This is a genomic window from Rhodoferax sp. (assembly GCF_028689295.1).
Taxonomy (GTDB): Bacteria; Pseudomonadota; Gammaproteobacteria; order Burkholderiales; family Burkholderiaceae_C; genus Rhodoferax.
This window is the reverse complement of the sequence record NZ_JAQTWL010000008.1, coordinates 1-17228: the sequence shown is the minus strand read 5'-3', so window position 1 is coordinate 17228 and position 17228 is coordinate 1. Positions and strand designations below refer to the sequence as shown.

The 17228-nt window shown below is 62.6% G+C and carries 20 protein-coding genes; 4 read left to right on the top strand and 16 right to left on the bottom strand.

Features of this window, described 5'->3' with window-relative positions:
- Positions 1-19: 19 nt before the first annotated feature.
- The 3 genes from PHF15_RS08705 to PHF15_RS08695 all read left to right on the top strand — a co-directional run bounded on the left by PHF15_RS08705 (position 20) and on the right by PHF15_RS08695 (position 2722).
- Positions 20-1198 carry an acetyl-CoA C-acetyltransferase gene (locus PHF15_RS08705; RefSeq protein ID WP_300120357.1) on the top strand — a complete coding sequence of 393 codons (1179 nt, stop codon included), beginning with the start codon at positions 20-22 and terminating at the stop codon, positions 1196-1198.
- Between the two features lie 52 nt (positions 1199-1250).
- The gene (gene phbB / locus PHF15_RS08700) at positions 1251-1988 is read left to right on the top strand and encodes an acetoacetyl-CoA reductase (protein WP_300120356.1); all 738 of its coding nucleotides are present in this window, start codon (positions 1251-1253) and stop codon (positions 1986-1988) included.
- 98 nt (positions 1989-2086) lie between these two features.
- Complete coding sequence (locus PHF15_RS08695; protein WP_300120355.1) at positions 2087-2722, top strand: DUF6806 family protein; 636 nt, start codon at positions 2087-2089, stop codon at positions 2720-2722.
- Positions 2723-2817: 95 nt separating this feature from the next.
- On the opposite strand, the gene PHF15_RS08690 is transcribed toward PHF15_RS08695, so the two are convergent.
- The 6 genes from PHF15_RS08690 to lexA all read right to left on the bottom strand — a co-directional run bounded on the left by PHF15_RS08690 (position 2818) and on the right by lexA (position 8109).
- On the bottom strand, positions 2818-4056 hold the full coding sequence (locus PHF15_RS08690; protein ID WP_300120354.1) for an acyl-CoA dehydrogenase family protein: 1239 nt from the start codon (positions 4054-4056) through the stop codon (positions 2818-2820).
- A 114-nt stretch (positions 4057-4170) separates the two neighbouring features.
- Positions 4171-5247: a phosphotransferase gene (locus PHF15_RS08685; RefSeq protein ID WP_300120557.1), complete on the bottom strand. Its 1077-nt coding sequence runs from the start codon at positions 5245-5247 to the stop codon at positions 4171-4173.
- Between the two features lie 34 nt (positions 5248-5281).
- Entirely contained in the window at positions 5282-6001 is a 720-nt protein-coding gene (locus PHF15_RS08680; protein ID WP_300120352.1) for a Crp/Fnr family transcriptional regulator, read from the bottom strand.
- Positions 6002-6067: 66 nt separating this feature from the next.
- Positions 6068-7075, bottom strand: a complete 1008-nt coding sequence (locus PHF15_RS08675; protein WP_300120350.1) for a D-2-hydroxyacid dehydrogenase family protein — start codon at positions 7073-7075, stop codon at positions 6068-6070.
- Positions 7076-7146: 71 nt separating this feature from the next.
- Positions 7147-7380 carry a hypothetical protein gene (locus PHF15_RS08670; protein ID WP_300120348.1) on the bottom strand — a complete coding sequence of 78 codons (234 nt, stop codon included), beginning with the start codon at positions 7378-7380 and terminating at the stop codon, positions 7147-7149.
- A gap of 54 nt (positions 7381-7434) precedes the next feature.
- Positions 7435-8109 (bottom strand): transcriptional repressor LexA, encoded by a 675-nt coding sequence (lexA, locus tag PHF15_RS08665; protein ID WP_300120347.1) that lies wholly within the window; start codon positions 8107-8109, stop codon positions 7435-7437.
- 87 nt (positions 8110-8196) lie between these two features.
- Between lexA and PHF15_RS08660 the strand changes: the two genes are divergently transcribed.
- The gene (locus PHF15_RS08660) at positions 8197-9225 is read left to right on the top strand and encodes an asparaginase (RefSeq protein WP_300120345.1); all 1029 of its coding nucleotides are present in this window, start codon (positions 8197-8199) and stop codon (positions 9223-9225) included.
- Positions 9226-9231: 6 nt separating this feature from the next.
- Here PHF15_RS08660 and adk read toward each other — a convergent pair whose 3' ends face one another.
- The 10 genes from adk to PHF15_RS08610 form a co-directional block, all read right to left on the bottom strand.
- Positions 9232-9888 carry an adenylate kinase gene (adk, locus tag PHF15_RS08655; protein ID WP_300120344.1) on the bottom strand — a complete coding sequence of 219 codons (657 nt, stop codon included), beginning with the start codon at positions 9886-9888 and terminating at the stop codon, positions 9232-9234.
- Positions 9889-9990: 102 nt separating this feature from the next.
- The gene (gene kdsB / locus PHF15_RS08650) at positions 9991-10734 is read right to left on the bottom strand and encodes a 3-deoxy-manno-octulosonate cytidylyltransferase (protein ID WP_300120343.1); all 744 of its coding nucleotides are present in this window, start codon (positions 10732-10734) and stop codon (positions 9991-9993) included.
- Positions 10731-10925 carry a Trm112 family protein gene (locus PHF15_RS08645; RefSeq protein ID WP_300120342.1) on the bottom strand — a complete coding sequence of 65 codons (195 nt, stop codon included), beginning with the start codon at positions 10923-10925 and terminating at the stop codon, positions 10731-10733. Before PHF15_RS08645 ends, kdsB begins: the two co-directional genes overlap by 4 nt.
- Positions 10926-10964: 39 nt before the next feature.
- Positions 10965-11969, bottom strand: a complete 1005-nt coding sequence (lpxK, locus tag PHF15_RS08640) for a tetraacyldisaccharide 4'-kinase (RefSeq protein ID WP_300120341.1) — start codon at positions 11967-11969, stop codon at positions 10965-10967.
- A 3-nt stretch (positions 11970-11972) separates the two neighbouring features.
- On the bottom strand, positions 11973-12401 hold the full coding sequence (locus PHF15_RS08635) for a biopolymer transporter ExbD (protein WP_300120556.1): 429 nt from the start codon (positions 12399-12401) through the stop codon (positions 11973-11975).
- Positions 12402-12412: 11 nt separating this feature from the next.
- The gene (locus PHF15_RS08630) at positions 12413-13039 is read right to left on the bottom strand and encodes a MotA/TolQ/ExbB proton channel family protein (protein WP_300120340.1); all 627 of its coding nucleotides are present in this window, start codon (positions 13037-13039) and stop codon (positions 12413-12415) included.
- 157 nt (positions 13040-13196) lie between these two features.
- Positions 13197-14186, bottom strand: a complete 990-nt coding sequence (locus tag PHF15_RS08625) for a pseudouridine synthase (RefSeq protein ID WP_300120339.1) — start codon at positions 14184-14186, stop codon at positions 13197-13199.
- Positions 14173-14898: a tRNA (guanosine(46)-N7)-methyltransferase TrmB gene (gene trmB / locus PHF15_RS08620; protein WP_300120554.1), complete on the bottom strand. Its 726-nt coding sequence runs from the start codon at positions 14896-14898 to the stop codon at positions 14173-14175. The genes PHF15_RS08625 and trmB overlap by 14 nt, the downstream gene beginning before the upstream one ends.
- 68 nt (positions 14899-14966) lie before the next feature.
- The gene (gluQRS, locus tag PHF15_RS08615; protein WP_300120338.1) at positions 14967-15860 is read right to left on the bottom strand and encodes a tRNA glutamyl-Q(34) synthetase GluQRS; all 894 of its coding nucleotides are present in this window, start codon (positions 15858-15860) and stop codon (positions 14967-14969) included.
- Positions 15861-15935: 75 nt separating this feature from the next.
- Positions 15936-16991, bottom strand: coding sequence for an FAD-dependent oxidoreductase (locus PHF15_RS08610; RefSeq protein ID WP_300120337.1), 1056 nt, complete (start codon positions 16989-16991; stop codon positions 15936-15938).
- Between the last annotated feature and the right edge of the window lie 237 nt (positions 16992-17228).

The window sequence follows — 17228 nt, the reverse complement described above, 5'->3', positions numbered from 1 at the left end:
TATTCATAGAGGAAAACCCATGGAAGATATCGTCATCGTCGCAGCAGCCCGTACCGCCGTTGGTAAATTTGGTGGTTCGCTGGCCAAAGTTGCGGCCCCCGATCTGGGCGCCATCGTCATCAAGGCCCTGCTTGAGCAAACCGGTGTCAAAGCCGACCAGATTGGTGAAGTCATCATGGGCCAGGTGCTGGCCGCAGGTGCAGGCCAGAACCCGGCTCGCCAGACCTTGATCAAGGCCGGTATTGCCCAGGAAACCCCGGCCCTTACCATCAACGCCGTCTGCGGCTCCGGCCTGAAGGCCGTCATGCTGGCCGCCCAATCCATCGCCTTTGGCGACAGCGAGATCGTCATCGCCGGTGGCCAGGAAAACATGAGCGCTTCGCCCCACGTTTTGATGGGCAGCCGTGACGGCCAGCGCATGGGCGACTGGAAAATGGTTGACACCATGATCAACGACGGCCTGTGGGACGTCTACAACAAATACCACATGGGCATCACCGCCGAAAACGTCGCCAAAGCGCAAGGCGTGACCCGCGAAATGCAGGACACCCTGGCCTTGGCCAGCCAGCAAAAAGCCGCAGCTGCCCAGGCCGCCGGCAAATTCAAGGACGAGATCGTCCCCGTCGTCATCCCTCAGAAAAAGGGCGACCCGCTGGTGTTTGACGCCGACGAATTCATCAACAAGAAAACCAATGCCGAAAGCCTGGCAGGTCTGCGCCCGGCCTTTGACAAAGCCGGCAGCGTGACCGCTGGCAATGCCTCCGGCATCAACGACGGCGCTGCCGCCGTCATGGTCATGAAAGCCAGCAAAGCGGCTGCCCTGGGCCTCAAGCCCATGGCCACCATCAAGAGCTTCGGCACCACCGGCCTGGACCCCGCCATCATGGGCATGGGCCCGGTCTCGGCATCGCGCAAGGCGCTGGCCCGTGCCGGCTGGAGCGTGGCCGACATCGACCTGTTCGAACTGAACGAGGCTTTTGCCGCCCAGGCCTGCGCTGTCAACCAGGAACTTGCTGTGGACACCGCGAAGGTCAACGTCAATGGCGGCGCCATTGCCCTGGGTCACCCGATTGGCGCGTCCGGCTGCCGGATCTTGGTCACTCTGCTGCACGAAATGCAGCGCCGTGATGCCAAGAAGGGGTTGGCTGCGCTGTGTATTGGCGGCGGCATGGGGGTTTCCCTCTGCCTGGAACGCTAATTGTTTGATCTAATTCAGCCAGGTTGTCAATTTCACAAAGAGGAGTAGTTTCATGAATCAAAAAGTAGCCTACGTCACCGGCGGCATGGGTGGTATCGGTACCGCCATCTGCCAGCGACTGAGCAAAGAAGGTTTCACGGTCATTGCCGGTTGCGGCCCTACCCGCGACTACGGCAAGTGGCTGGCCGAGCAGGCTGCGCTGGGTTTCACTTTCTATGCGTCCGCCGGCAATGTGGGTGACTGGGATTCCACCGTGGAAGCATTTTCCAAAGCCAAGGCCGAGCATGGCAACATCGACGTGCTGATCAACAACGCCGGCATTACCCGTGACCGCATGTTCGTCAAAATGTCGCGTGAAGACTGGGACGCAGTGATCGAAACCAACCTTAACTCCATGTTCAACGTGACCAAACAAGTGGTCGGCGACATGGTTGAAAAAGGCTGGGGCCGCATCATCAACATCTCCAGTGTGAACGGCGTCAAGGGCCAGGCGGGTCAAACCAACTATTCGGCTGCCAAGGCAGGCATGCACGGTTTCAGCATGGCCCTGGCGCAAGAACTGGCGACCAAAGGCGTGACGGTCAACACCGTGAGCCCGGGCTACATCGGCACCGACATGGTCAAGGCGATCCGCCAGGAAGTGCTCGACAAGATCATTGCCACAGTGCCGGTCAAGCGCCTGGGCGAGCCCTCTGAGATCGCTTCCATCATCGCCTGGCTGGCGTCTGACGAAGGCGGCTACGCTACCGGCGCCGAGTTCTCGGTCAATGGCGGCTTGCACATGGGCTGAGGCAGGTGGGTTGTAACACCGGGCTGCGGTATTTTTCGGCTGGTTTCAGGCCCACGCAGGCTTGCGAGGGCTGAATATTGTCCCGTACACTAAAGCCTATGACGCGCTACAACACCCCTTTTGAAATCCACGTGCATGGCCAGGTGAGCCTGCGTGGTGATGTGACGTTTGAGCATCTGCAAGATGCGCTCAAGCCGCTCTGGAAATACGCCGGTGGCCGTTCCCTGGCCGATGTGGCGGGCAGTTTTTACGAGGACGAGCCCGGCATTCAATTCGATGCCAAGGATCATTTGCTGCAAATGTGCTGGACCGTCGAGGGTGATGACGACTTTCGCCAGGTGCTGGACGAAATGTGCATGAACCTCAATGAAGTGGCCCTGACCGGTGCCGCCATCGAGGTGACCTTTTACGACACCGATTTTGAAGACGAGGACGAAGACGCCGATCCTGAGGCCGAGTCGCGTGACGACTTCATCATGCTGTTTGTCGGTCCCGATCCGGCCGCCATCATGCAGGTGCAGCGCGATTTGCTGGTGCAGGACGTGATCAGCCTGATGGAGCGCCATTTTGATGGCGCGGAACTCGGTGGCGTGGTGGCGGCGGTCGATCAGCTGTTCAGCCAGCGCTTTAACGACCTGGTCAATTCACTGCAACTGGGCAAGCCCCCGCGCGGCACCGGTGGCGGCACCAGCGGCATGGGCCATGGAGGACGCAAGCCGCGGCATTTGCATTAGTTTTTGAAGTCATTCTCGGCGAGGGCGCTGCTCCCACAAAATTCAGGAGGCTAGGCCTTTGCGGGAGGTCCGCCCTCGGCCCGATGGTGTTTGAATCAGGTCACGCTGTATTTTCGCAATTCCTGCTTGGCAATCGCATTGCGGTGCACCTCATCGGGCCCATCGGCAAAGCGCAGCGTGCGTGCGCAGGTGTAGGCGTAGGCCAGTGGAAAGTCGTCGCACATGCCGGCACCGCCAAAGGCCTGCATGGCCCAGTCGATCACCTCGCAGGCCATCCTGGGGGCCACCACCTTGATCATGGCGATCTCGTTCTTGGCCAGCTTGTTGCCGCCCACATCCATCATCCAGGCCGCTTTGAGGGTCAGCAGACGCGCCATGTCGATCTTGCAGCGGGCATCGGCAATACGCTCCTGCGTCACCGTTTGCGCAGCCAGCGGCTTGCCGAAGGCAATGCGCTGGCTGCTGCGCCGACACATCAGTTCCAGCGCCCGTTCTGCCAGCCCGATGAGCCGCATGCAGTGGTGAATGCGCCCCGGCCCGAGCCGCCCCTGGGCGATCTCGAAGCCGCGGCCTTCACCCAGCAGGATGTGGTTCGCCGGAACCCGCACGTTCTTGAAGGAAATCTCCATGTGGCCATGGGGCGCGTCGTCGTAGCCCATGACGTTGAGTGGGCGCAGCACCTGCACGCCGGGCGTGTTCGCCGGCACCAGGATCATGCTTTGCTGGGCGTGGCGCTCGGCCAGGGGATCGGTCTTGCCCATCACGATGTAGATTGCGCAGCGCGGGTCGCCGGCGCCGCTGATCCACCACTTGCGGCCATTGATCACATAGTCATCGCCGTCGCGCACCATGCTGGTCTCAATGTTGGTGGCATCGCTGGAGGCGACATCGGGCTCGGTCATGGCAAAAGCCGAGCGGATGGTGCCGTCCAGCAGGGGCTTGAGCCAACGCATTTTGTGTTCTGTTGAACCATAGCGGGCGATGGTCTCCATGTTGCCGGTATCGGGTGCCGAGCAGTTGAAGACTTCACTCGCCCAGGGCACGCGGCCCATGATTTCGGCTAGCGGCGCGTATTCCTGGTTGGTCAGGCCCGCGCCGTCAAAGCCGGCCGCCTGGGCGCTGTCCACCGGCAAAAACAGGTTCCACAGACCCTGTTCACGGGCCTTGAGCTTGAGATTTTCAATGGTTTGCAAGGGCGTCCAGCGCTTGCCCAAAGCGGTGTTGGCTTCAACTTCGGCATGGTGCGCGCCCTCCGCGGGGTAAATGTGGTTGGCCATGAACTGCAGCAGCTTGGCCTGCAGCGCTTTGGTTTTGGGCGAATAGTCAAAGTCCATAGGGTGCTTTCAGGGGAGTCTTCACGGCGAGGGCGCCGCTCCTACAGGGGGCGGCGCAGCATTTGCAGGAGGTCCGCCCTCGGGCCAATTGTTTTGGCTGGGCGGTGTTTTTCATCACAATTGGTCCGTCGATCGTTGGGCGAACTGCCAGGCCAGCTCAGCCAAGGGGCGGGCACCCGCGGCGGCACTGACGGCCTGCGCGCTGGCTGCCGTGCCATCCTCTACCCGTTTGCCGATGCCCTGCAAAATGGCCGCCATGCGAAACAGGTTGTAGGCCAGGTAAAAGTTCCAGTCCTGCGCCAGTCGATCGGGCGTCGTCAGTTGCGTCTGCTCGCAATACTGGCGGATGTAATCGCGCTCGAACGGAATGCCGAGGCGCGCCAGGTCCAGCCCGCCAATGCCGCGGAACGCCCCGGGCGTGATGTGCCAGGCCATGCAGTGGTAGCTGAAGTCCGCCAGCGGATGCCCGAGCGTGGAGAGCTCCCAGTCCAGCACGGCGATGATGCGCGGCTCGGTGGGATGAAACATCAGGTTGTCGAGCCGGTAGTCGCCATGCACGATGCTAACCATGGCAGGGTCACGTGCCATCGCCGGAATGTGATCGGGCAGCCACGCCATGAGGCGGTCCATCTGCGCAATGGGCTGCGTGATGGAGGCCACATACTGCCGGCTCCAGCGGCCAATCTGGCGCTCGAAGTAATTGCCGGGTTTGCCGAAGCTTGCCAAGCCGCGTTGCGCGTAGTCCACGCGGTGCAGCGCCGCCAGCACGCGGTTCATTTCGCAGTATATTGCCGCACGTTCTACTGGTGCCATGCCGGGCAGGGATTGGTCCCAAAAGATGCGCCCTTCCATGAACGCCATGATGTAGAAAGCGCGGCCGATGACCGATTCGTCTTCACACAGGCACAACATCCGCGGCACCGGGACTTCAGTGCCTGCCAAACCCGACATCACGGCAAACTCGCGCTCGATGGCGTGCGCCGAAGGCAGCAGCCTGGCCGCAGGCCCTGGCTTGCTGCGCATGACATAGCTTTGTGACGGCGTGATGAGCTTGAAGGTGGGGTTGGACTGACCGCCCTCGAAGGCTTCGAGCGTCAACGGACCCGCGAAGCCGGGTAAATGGGCTAGCAGCCAGGCCGTCAGCGCGGCGGTATCGAAGGGCGGGGTGTAAATCACGTCGGACATTGTCATTGTGAACAAGGTGAAACCATCCAGAGAAAGCTTGTCAGGGGCTGGATGCTGCGATGCGCATCAAGGCTTCGCGGTCGCGCACCACCAAGCCACCGGGTTCGATGCGAATGGCTTCCTCGCGCTCCATGGTTTTGAGTTCCTGGTTCACGCGCTGGCGCGAAGCGCCCAGCAGTTGGGCCAGCTCCTCCTGCGCCAGCTGCAAGCCGATGCGCATTTCTGCGCCATTGCTCAGCGAGGGCACACCGTAGCTGCGCACCAGGTGCAGCAACTGTTTGGCCAGACGTGCCCGCAAGGGCAGGGTGTTGAGGTCTTCCACCAGACCATACAGTTGGCGGATGCGTCGGGCATGCAGACGCAACAAGGCTTCGTAAAGTTCGGCATGTTGCGACAGGATTTTGTTGAAATCGGCGCGTGCCACGCACAGCAGGGTGCTGTCGCCGTGGGCATAGACATCGTGGGTGCGGCGGTCGCCGTCGAACATCGCCACATCGCCAAACCAGATGCCAGGCTCGACATAGGTCAGCGTGATTTGTCTGCCTGAAATAGTGGTTGAACTGACGCGCACCGCCCCTTTGGCGCAAGCGATCCACTCTTGGGCCAGCTCGCCGCGGGCAGTGATCAGCTCGCCATCCTGGTAGCGTCGAACGTAGGCACATCGGAAAATATCGTGTCGAAGAGAGGGTGAAAGGCCAGAAAACCAGCGCCCGGTGTTGATGGCTGAGCGCTCTTCGATGGTAAGGATGGGTTCGTTCATGGGCTGTCGTATGGGTGACTTGAAGCGGCTCAGGAGTCACCTCGGCGACTCATCAGGCGTTTGAAACTAGCGCCGAACCTGCAAGGCCCCGGGGTTGACGATGTTGGTGGGGCGGCCCTTGATGAAGTTGATGACGTTGTCAAAGGCCGCGCTGAAATACATCTCGTAGCTGTCCAGTTCCACATAACCGATGTGCGGCGTGCAAATGCAGTTCTCCAGACGTAGCAGGGCGTGGCCTTGCAGAATCGGCTCGCTTTCATACACGTCAACCGCACCCAGGCCCGGGCGACCCCGGTTGAGCGCGCTGATGAGCGCATCGTGCTCGATCAGCTCGGCCCGGGAAGTGTTGACCAGCAAGGCGCTTGGCCTCATGCGCGACAGGTCTTCCAGGCGCACGATGCCTTGTGTTTCTTCGTTCAGGCGAAGATGCAGCGACAGCACGTCTGATTGCTCAAAAAATTCTTCGCAGCTCAATGCCGCCTCATAACCCTGCTGCACCGCCAGTTCCCGGCTGGCCTCGCGGCCCCACACCAACACGCGCATGCCAAAAGCCTTGCCGTAGCCGGCCACCAGTTGGCCGACGCGGCCATAGCCCCAAATGCCCAGGGTTCGGCCTTTCAGGATGGTGCCAAGGCAGAAGTTGGCCGGCATGGCGCTGGACTTCAGTCCGGACTGTTGCCAGGCGCCGTGCTTGAGGTTGCCGATGTACTGGGGCAGCCGTCGCGTTGCGGCCATGATCAGCGCCCAGGTCAACTCTGCCGGTGCCACTGGCGAGCCGGTGCCCTCGGCCACTGCAATGCCGCGCTCGGTGCAGGCGGTGACATCAAGGTGGCTGCCAACACGCCCGGTTTGGGCAATCAGCTTGAGTTTGGGCAGTTTCTCGATCAATGCGCGGGGCATATGGGTGCGCTCGCGGTTGAGCACGATCACATCGGCGTCTTTGAGTCGCACTGACAGTTGTCCCAGGCCCTTGACGGTGTTGGTATAGACCTTGGCTTGGTAAGACTCCAGCTTGGCCGAACAGGCCAGCTTGCGCACCGCGTCTTGGTAATCATCCAATATCACAATATTCATGCCATGGATTGTGCCTTGGCGTGTGGCACTGGCGCGAAAAGTCGTCCAAAAATAGGGACGAGGCGAACGATTCAGTGGGTGTGTTCGAACGCCGCCAAGCGATCCAGTTCAGCGCAGACATCGGCCATGCGCCCGGAAATCACCAGTCTTCCTGCATGGGCGGAGGTTTGGCCGGCCTCCACCACACGCAGCACGCGCAAGGGACGCAATGCGCCTGCACTGCCTCGGGTGCAGGCTCTGAGGTTGGGCGACTTGAAGTGAACCACGTTCGGGAAATGGAGGGGTGGGGAGTGCGCAATGATCATGGTGTGTGGCTCTGGCTGGGTGGATGGGCAAGAAAAATCAGGAACCGGGTCGGTTTACATCAGCATGGTGTTGCGGATCAGGCCGACCGCCAGGCCCTCGATTTCAAAGGCTTCGCCGGGCTCCACCACAATGGTCTGGTAGTCCGGGTTCTCGGGGTGAAGCTCGATCAGGTTGTCGTGGCGCATGAAGCGCTTGACGGTGACCTCGTCGCCGAGCCGGGCCACCACGATCTGGCCATTTTTCGCTTCACGGGTGCTTTGCACCGCCAGCAGGTCGCCGTCCATGATGCCGGCATCGCGCATCGACATACCGCGCACCTTGAGCAGGTAGTCGGGCTTGCGCTGAAACAGGCTGTCTTCCACGTAATAGGTTTTGTCGATGTGTTCTTGCGCCAAAATGGGGGAGCCTGCGGCGACGCGCCCGATCAGCGGCAATGCCAACTGGGCAAAATCTGCCACCGACTGCGCCAGTGTTTTGCTGCGAGAGGCGTTGATGGCTTGCAAGGTGTCGCTTTTCAGGCGAATGCCGCGCGAGGTGCCGCTGACCAGTTCAATCGCGCCTTTGCGTGCCAGCGCCTGCAAATGCTCTTCGGCGGCGTTGGCCGATTTGAAGCCGAGTTCGGTGGCAATTTCTGCGCGCGTGGGCGGTGCCCCGGTGCGGGCCACGGCGCGCTGGATAAGATCGAGGATCTGTTGCTGGCGATCAGTCAGTTTGGGTCTGATGAGCATGACGACTCCTGGGGTGATGTTGAAACAAAATACTGGTTTCTTATCCAGTAACTGTATTTTTAACCAGTTTACGAAAGACTGCAAGTGGTGAATCAAAAAAAACCAAAAAATATTGTGGTGCTCGGCACCGGCGGCACCATTGCCGGCACGGCGGCCAGGGCGTCTGACAACCTTGGTTACAGCGCTGCCCAGGTGGGGGTAGCCGACTTGCTGGCTGGCGTGCCGGGCATGTCGGAGGTGCTTGAAGGCCATGCCCTGGTCTGCGAGCAGGTGGCGCAAATCGACAGCAAGGACATGAGTTTTGCCATCTGGTCGGCGCTGGCGCTGCGCGTGCAGCAGCACCTGGCGCAAGACGATGTTGCCGGTGTGGTGATCACGCACGGCACCGACACGCTCGAGGAAACCGCTTTTTTGCTGCATGCCGTGCTGCCTGCCGCACTACAGTTGCACAAGCCCGTGGTGCTGACCTGCGCCATGCGGCCAGCTTCAGCCCTCAGCCCCGACGGCCCGCAGAATTTGCTCGATGCGGTCGCGCTGGCGCGCGCCGACGGTGCCTGCGGTGTGATGGCGGTGTGCGCCGGCGTGGTGCATGCCGCGCTGGCGGTGCAGAAAGTGCATGTTTACCGCCCCGATGCCTTCAGTTCTGGCGACGCCGGGCCGCTGGGTTATATCGAAGAAGGGCGTTTGCGCCTGGTCAATAACTGGCCACTCGCGCTGACGCATCAGGCGCCTGGGGCGCTTGAAAGAATTACGCAAGTCAAAACATGGCCCCGGGTCGAGATTGTCATGAACTACGCTGGTGGCAGCGCCGCCGTGGTGGAGGCCCTGCTGCAGCCCGTGCCATCGGCACCACCGCTGCAAGGGTTGATCGTGGCGGGCACTGGCAATGGCACGCTGCACTTCGAGCTGGCCGCCGCATTGCAGCGGGCCGGGCAGGCCGGGGTGCGGGTGCTGCGCGCTTCGCGTTGTGGTGAGGGGCGTGTGTTGCCGGTGGCCGGCCACGCTTTTGCCGACAGCAACGGGCTGTCCCCCGTCAAGGCACGCGTGGCCTTGATGCTGGCACTGATGATTGAGGGTCAGACCACTCGCGCAGCGATGTGTTCTGACCCCAACTGATTAGGGCTAGCTTTCCAGCGCCGCAAAGGCGCGCTCGGTGATGTCTTCGACACTGCCGGTGCCGTTGATGGCGCGGTACTTGGGCGCAGCGGCGGGTTCTGCCCTGGCCCATTCCGAGTAGTATTCCACCAGAGGGCGGGTCTGGGCGTTGTAAACAGTCAACCGTTTCTTGACGGTTTCTTCCTGGTCGTCAGCGCGCTGCACCAGTGGCTCGCCCGTCACGTCATCGACCCCGGTAACTTTGGGCGGGTTGAATTTGACGTGGTAGGTGCGCCCGGAGGCCGGGTGCGAGCGGCGGCCGCCCATGCGTTCGATGATGGCCTCAAAAGGCACGTCAATTTCAAGGATGTAGTCCAGCTTGACGCCCGCAGCCTTCATGGCATCAGCTTGCGGGATGGTGCGCGGAAAGCCGTCGAACAAAAAACCGTTGCTGCAATCAGGCTGAGTAATGCGCTCCTTGACCAGGTCGATGATCAGGTCGTCGCTAACCAAGCCGCCCGCATCCATCACCCTTTTGGCTTGTTTGCCCAGCGCTGTGCCGGCCTTAACTGCGGCGCGCAGCATGTCGCCGGTGGAAATTTGCGGAATGCCATATTTTTGGCAAATAAACGTGGCCTGTGTGCCTTTACCAGCGCCGGGTGCGCCCAACAAAATGAGTTTCATGCTTGTTCTCGGGTACTTATTGTGTGAAATCGGAGCAGTCAGGTATGAGAATAGCACGCGATAGCCGGGTAATGGCTTACACGATGTTCCTGCCAAAACGCATCAGATTGCCAGCAAGCGCCGCACCCGTTCCAGGTCTTCGGCGGTGTCCACGCCAGGGCCGGGCGCATGCTGGGTGATGTGCACGGCTATACGATGCCCGTGCCACAAGGCGCGTAATTGCTCAAGCGATTCAACGCGCTCCAGCGGCGCTTGTGCCAGCTTGGGAAACAGGCGCAAAAAGCTGACCCGATAGGCGTAAATGCCGATATGTCGCAAGGGCGCCGGGCTGGGCAACTGGTCGGGCGTATCGCGCGGGAAGGCAATGGGCGCGCGGCTGAAATACAGCGCCATGTGCTGCGCGTCGAGCACCACCTTGACCACATTGGGGTTGTGAAAATCCGCCACATCATCGATCGCATGGGCTGCCGTGCTCATGGCAGCTTGCGGCCGCCGCGCCAGCAAGTGGGCGACGTCGGTGATGAGTTGCGGGTCGATCAGCGGCTCGTCGCCCTGCACATTGACCACGATGGCGTCATCGGGCAGGGCCAGCAGATCACAGGCCTCGGCCAGCCGGTCGCTACCCGAGGGGTGGTCGGCACGGGTCAGCACGGCAGTGATGCCGTAGGCCTGGCAAGCGGTCACGATCCCGGGGCTGTCGCCGGCCACCGCCACGCTTTGCGCGCCCGATCGCAGCGCCTGTTGCGCCACCCGCACCACCATCGGCACACCGGCAAGGTCCGCGAGCGGCTTGTTGGGCAGACGGGTGGAAGCCAGCCGCGCCGGAATCAGGACGGTGAAAGTCAAGGCTTGCGCCCTTCCTCAACCTCGGCGTCGGTCAAGACTCTGGCCTCGTTTTCGAGCAACACCGCAATGCCGTCGCGCACCGGGTAGGCCAGGCGGGCGCTGAGCGAAACCAGTTCCTGGGTGTCGTGCCTGTAAGTGAGCGGCCCCTTGGTGACGGGGCAAACCAGTAATTCAAGTAGTCGTGTGTCCATGCGTCAATGATAGCGTTCTGGCGGCAGCGTTCCACCGGCTCATGGTTTTAAAAGTGGCTCGAGCCGCATCGCCAGAGCCTGCCAGAAAGCGGGGTCGGGGGTGAAGTCGAGTGGCACGGCCAGCGCATCAGGTTCCCTGCCCCACAATTTGACCGCATCTTTTTCAGTGCACAGCACGGTGCAGGCGCCGTCGGCGTTGCCGGCCCAGCGACTGAAATCAGCGTGATCAGGCATCGCTATCGTTTTGGCCAGTGGCAGGCCCTGGGCGCGCAACATGGCAAAAAAGGCCTCTGGTCTGGCAATGGCCGCCACCGCCAGCAGTGGTTTTCCGGTCACCAGATCGGCCAGCGCCACCCGGCTGCCGTCAGCGCGCAGCGCATGGTTTGCCAAACTGCGACTGGCGCGATAACCGCCGGCAAAAGCGGGTTGCTGGCCAGTGTGCAGCATCATGTCGAGCGCGCGCGGCCAGGGTTCCCGTAACGGGCCGGCGGGCAGCAAAAAGCCGTTGCCCACGCCCCGGTCGTCAAAGACCCCAATCTCCAGATCGCGCTGCAGGTGCAGATGTTGCAGGCCATCGTCACACACGATCAGTTGTATGTGCGGGTGTTGGTCCAGCAGGGCACGCCCGGCCTGCGCCCGCCTGGCGGCGACAAACACCGGGGCCGAGGTGCGGCGCTGGATCAGGGCCGGTTCGTCACCCACGTCTTCGATGGCACTGTCAGGAAAAACCTCCAGGCATTCCTGGCTGCGGCGTCCATAGCCGCGTGAGACCACACCCACCTGGATGCCGCGCGCTTGCAGATGCTGCACCAGCGCCATCACCACCGGGGTTTTGCCAGCGCCGCCCGCCACCACATTGCCAACCACGATCACTGGCACCGGCAGGCGCTCGGACGTCAGCCAGCCCGCGCGGTACAGCGCTTTGCGCAGGCGCACCAGCAGCCCGAACAGCAAGGACAGCGGCCACAGCAGCCAGGCCAGCCAACCGCGCCGTTGCCAGGCATCGGTCAGGCTGCGGCCAGGCACGGGTGATGCCTCAGCCATGGCTCAAGGCGTGCGACCGGGGGTGGAGGACACCGAGGCAAAGGTGATTTGCGTCAGGCCGGCGCGGCGCGCGGCTTCCATCACGCTGATGACCGCCTGGTGCCTGGCATTGGCATCGGCATGGATGATGACCACCGACTCGGGGCCGGCTTTGGCGCCGGCCTGCAAAGCGCTGGCCAGGTCGTCCACGCCGCGGCCGTTCACCACCTGCTTGTTGACGCTGTACTGGCCCTCCGCGCTGACCGAGACCAGCACTTCCCTGGCGTAATCGCGCTGCGCATCGACATCGGCCACCGGCAGTTTGAGCTGCATTTCGGTGAACTTGCTGTAGGTGGTGGAAAGCATCAGAAAAATCAGGATGACCAGCAGCACGTCAATGAACGGGATCAGGTTGATCTCGGGCTCTTCCTTGGGGCGCACCCGGAAATTCATCATGTGCCGGCTTACTTGCGCAAGGTGTAAAGATGGCGCGCCAGGCGCTCGGAGGCCAGTTCCAGCGTCAGCAGATATTCATCGACGCGGGCGCGAAAGTAGCGCCAGAAAATCAGCGACGGAATCGCCACGATCAAGCCGAAAGCGGTGTTGTACAGCGCCACCGAAATGCCGTGCGCCAGTTGTGCCGGGTTGCCGCCCATGTTGACGCCAGTCGGTTGCGAGCCAAAGATCTCGATCATGCCGACCACCGTGCCAAACAGGCCCATCAGCGGCGCCACCGACGCAATGGTCGCCAGCGCGCTCAGGTAGCGCTCCAGCCGGTGCGCCACCTGGCGGCCGGTGGCCTCCATGCTGGCGCGCAGCTCTTCTTCGGAGCATTTTGGGCTGGTGTTGAGCGCGCGCAGTCCGGCGGCCAGCACCTCGCCCAGGGCCGAGTTTTGTTCGAGCTTGGCCACCACATCAGCACCGGGCACGCTCAGGCGCGTGACGGTCAGCACTTCGTCGAGCAGCCGGGGTGGCGCCACCTTGAGGGTTTGCAGGTTGATGAAACGCTCGATGATCAGCGCCATGGCCAGCACCGAGCAGGCCACCAAAGGCCAGATCGGCCAGCCTGCGGCTTGTAGGATGGAAAACAAATTGAAACTCCGCTGAAAAATGAAGCTGCTGAATTATGGCGCAGACATCCTTCGGACTGTAGCAGTGGCGCACTTTGTGGGAGCGGCGTTCCTGTGGGAGCGGCGTTCCTGTGGGAGCGGCGTTCTTGTGGGAGCGGCGCCCTCGCCGCGAATGTATTCAAACAGCCTTCGTCGCGGGGGCGCGACTCCCACAAATTTCATCTGCCTCTATGGAAGCGGCGCCCTCGCCGCGAAGGCATTCGGGCAGGCCCAACACTCGCGCACTCTCGAACTGCCTGGGTTCACCACAGACTGGATCGATGAACTCAAGCCGTTTGGCCAGCAGTTGCAACGGTCTGGCGTAGTCCGGCTGGCCTTCGGGCGTGAGGGCTGGGTAGAGACCGTCGTTCAGAATCGGCAGGCCCAGCGCCAGCATATGCACGCGCAACTGGTGGCGCTGGCCGGTGACCGGTTTGAGCTGGTAGCGCGCCAGGTCGCCGCGCACCTCGAGCACATCGATGTGCGTGACGGCGTTGGGTGTGCCCGGCACTTCATGCTGCAGCATGAAGTGGCCCGCTTCGCGGATGCGACTGGTGCGCGTGTGCGGCCAGCTCAGGTCAGACCGCCATGGTGCAATCGCTTCGTAGGTTTTATGCACCTGGTGCCGGCTGAACAGCGCGCAGTAGGCGGCGCGGCTGGCGGGTTGTTTGGAGAACAGCACCAGCCCGGCGGTGTCGCGGTCGATGCGGTGAATCGGCACCAGATCATCCAGGCCGAGCTTGTTCTTGAGCCGCACCAGCAGCGTTTCGCGCAGGTAGCCGCCGGAGGGCACCACCGGCAAAAAATGCGGTTTATCGACGACCAGCAGTTGCGCGTCTTGAAACAGCACCACTTCGTCAAACGGGATGGGGGGTTCGTCGGGCACCTCGCGGTAGTAGTACAGGCGCTGGTGCGCGGCATAGGGCGCACAGGCTGCGCGCTGCGGCAGGACGGGCTCACCCCGTTCGCCGATGACGTCGCCGCGCGCCATGCGATCGAGCCAGGTCTGTGGCGAGACGTTGGGGAAACGCTCTCTCAGAAAGTCCAGCAGCGTCGGCCACGGTCCGGCGGGCAAGCCCACGCAACTCGGGCCGATGCCCTGACGCGTGGGTGGCCTATACGCGCTCAAACACCAGGTCCCACACGCCATGGCCCAGTTTGAGGCCGCGGTTTTCAAACTTGGTCAGCGGCCGGTAAAACGGCTTGGGGGCGTAACCCAGGAGCTCGGGGTGCTGGGTCAGTGCGGTGTTTTTCAGCAAGGGCTCGGCGCTCAGCACTTCGAGCATCTGTTCGGCATAAGGCTGCCAGTCGGTGGCGCAGTGCAGGTAGCCGCCCACTTTCAGGCGCGTCGCCAGTTTGACGATGAGCGGCGGCTGAATCAGGCGGCGCTTGTTGTGCTTCTTTTTGTGCCAGGGATCGGGGAAAAAAATGTGCGCGCCGTCAAGGCTTTGCAGCGGCAGCATGTGGTCGATGACGTCGACCGCGTCATGCGCGCAGATGCGGATGTTGCGCAGGTTCTGCTCGCCAATGCGCTTGAGCAGCGCGCCCACGCCGGGCTCGTGCACCTCGCAGCACAAGAAGTTGGTCTGCGGCAGAGCCGCGGCAATGTGCGCCGTGGCCTCGCCCATGCCAAAACCGATCTCCAGCACGGTGGGTCTGGCGGTGCTGTCATCGGGGTCTGCCGCGTCTGCGAAAGCCGCTGCAAAATCAAGCGCGCCGGCCTGGTAAGGCAGCAAAAAGCGTGGTCCGAGTTCGTCGAACGCCTTGGTCTGGCCGCTGGTGACGCGGCCGGCGCGGCGCACGAAACTCTTGATGGTTTTGGGATAGGCCACATCGGCCAGGGTGTGCGCTCGGGTGCGTGCGGCGCGGGCCTGCCCAGGTGCTTGCGGGGGAGTATTTTGGGTGTCGTTCACGGGGCGCGATTGTAGAGACACTTCCATTGCGCCAGCCAATGGGCCAGGGCGTCAGCGGCAACCTGCTGCGGTGTCAATCCCAGCACCGCAGCGGCCTGGTTCAGCGCGGCCAGCGGCTGGCGCGTGTCCATGGCCCGGGCGCCATTTTGTTTGCTGAGTTTTTCGCCGTTGGCGCCCAGCACCAGCGGCGTGTGCAGGTAGCGCGGCGTGGTCACGCCCAGGGCGCGTTGCAGCAGCATCTGGCGCGCGGTGTTGTCGGCCAGGTCCTCGCCGCGCACCACGTCGGTGATGCCCTGGTCGGCGTCGTCCACCACCACGGCCAATTGGTAGGCAAAGCAGCCGTCGGCACGCTTGAGGATGAAGTCGCCCACCTCGACCGCCACGTCTTGCACCTGCGCCCCCAGACGGCGGTCTTGCCAATGGACGAGGGACTGGTCAGCGGTTCTGAAACGCCAGGCGCGCGCTAATCTGCCCTGCAAGCCAGCGCGACAGGTGCCGGGGTAAATCAGCTCGCCGTGACGCGCCTTGATCTGGCCGCTGCGCTGCAGGGCCAGCTCGATGTCGCGGCGTGAGCAGCCGCAGGGGTAGGCATGGCCGCTGGTGATCAGCCGGCCGAGCGCCTGCTGGTAGTGCGCCGAGCGCCGGGACTGGTACCGCGGCGGCTGGTCGCTGTGCAGGCCGCAGGCAGCCAATTGCTGAAGGATGATCTGGTCCATGCCGGGCAGGCAGCGCGTGCGGTCGACATCCTCGATGCGCACCAGCCACCGGCCATCGTGGGCACGCGCGTCGAGCCAGCTGGCCAGCGCCGCCACCAGCGAGCCCGCATGCAGCGGCCCGGTGGGCGAGGGCGCAAAACGGCCGATGTAATCTGACGTGCTATTCAACGTCATTGCGAGCGAAGCGTGGCAATCCATGCAGTCCTGGATCGCCACGTCGCTGCGCACCTCGCGATGACGAGTCGTAAATTAAACCACCGCCAGCGCCAGTTCCAGCCCTGACACAAACGCGTCTTCCACGCGGTGGCCCAGGCACCAGTCGCCGCAAACGCCCAGCCCCTTTTTGGCATCCCACAGATGGCTTTTGCCCAGTGGTTTGACGGTTTTGGCGTACAGCCAGCGCTGGCTGTCCACGTGGGCGGGCTCGGCGCGGATGCCCGTCACCTCGCTAAAGGCCTTGAGCAGCTTGGCCTCGGCGCGGGGCGCGTCGTCGTGAATGTGTTCCTGCGACCAGGCGGCGCTGGCCTGCACGGTCCAGCGCTCGATCGGTTCGCGCCCGGGCTTGCTCGATTCGCGCGCCAGCCAGGCAATGCGGTGGTGCGTGCTGCGCGCCGCATTCCATTGCGGCCCCAGCGCCGACAGGCCGGGCTGCATGGCCTGCGGGAACGCCAGCATCAGCGTCCAGCAGGGCGCCACCTTGACCTGCTCAAGCTGCTTGATCCAGGGTTTGGATTGTTCTGACGTTTGCAGCAGCTTGTGCGCCTGGGCACAGGGTGTGGCGAGCAAAACGCCATCGAAACCCGAGAACACATGCTGCGTGCCGTCAAGGCTTTCGGTGCGCAACTGCCATTGCCTGGGTTTGACGGCATCCGGCTCGATGCGCACCACGCGGGTTTGCAGCTCGATGCACCCGCCCGCCTCCAGCGGTTCGGCCCAGCCACTCACCAGCGACTTCATGCCCGGCACCGCCACCCAGTGCGCATCATGGCTGGGCAAGCCCGGCGCGGTCACATGGCCGAGTTCATCGAGCACCTGCACGCTGTTGGCGCTCCAGCGTTTGCACAACTTGGGCGTGGTTTCAAGTGCCTGCAAAAAGCGCGGGTCGCGGGCGGTGAAGTACTGAACGCCATGGTCGAACGAGCCAAACGCGCTGCCGCGGGTGGCCATGCGCCCGCCGGCACTGCGGCTTTTTTCAAAAATGGTCACCTGGTGGCCGGCCTGCACCAGGGTGCGGGCACAGGTGATGCCGGCTATGCCGGCACCGATGATGGCAAAGTGTTGGGGAGCGCGCTGCGCTGAACTCATGGTTAACTCCAGTTGGTGACAATTTAAATGTGTGCGTATGTGACCGACTTTACACGCCCCGGCCGTGGCTGACAGTGTGGGGTGCTGGTGGCGGGGCATTCGCCAAGACATTCGCGGCGAGGGCGCCGCTCCCGATATGGATTGACCTGTCAATAAGTTGATTAGGTTTTTTCTCTGTTTCTTGGTTTTTCTGAGTCAGTGACTGTGGTTCAGGGGCTACAAGGCTGTGGGGCGACG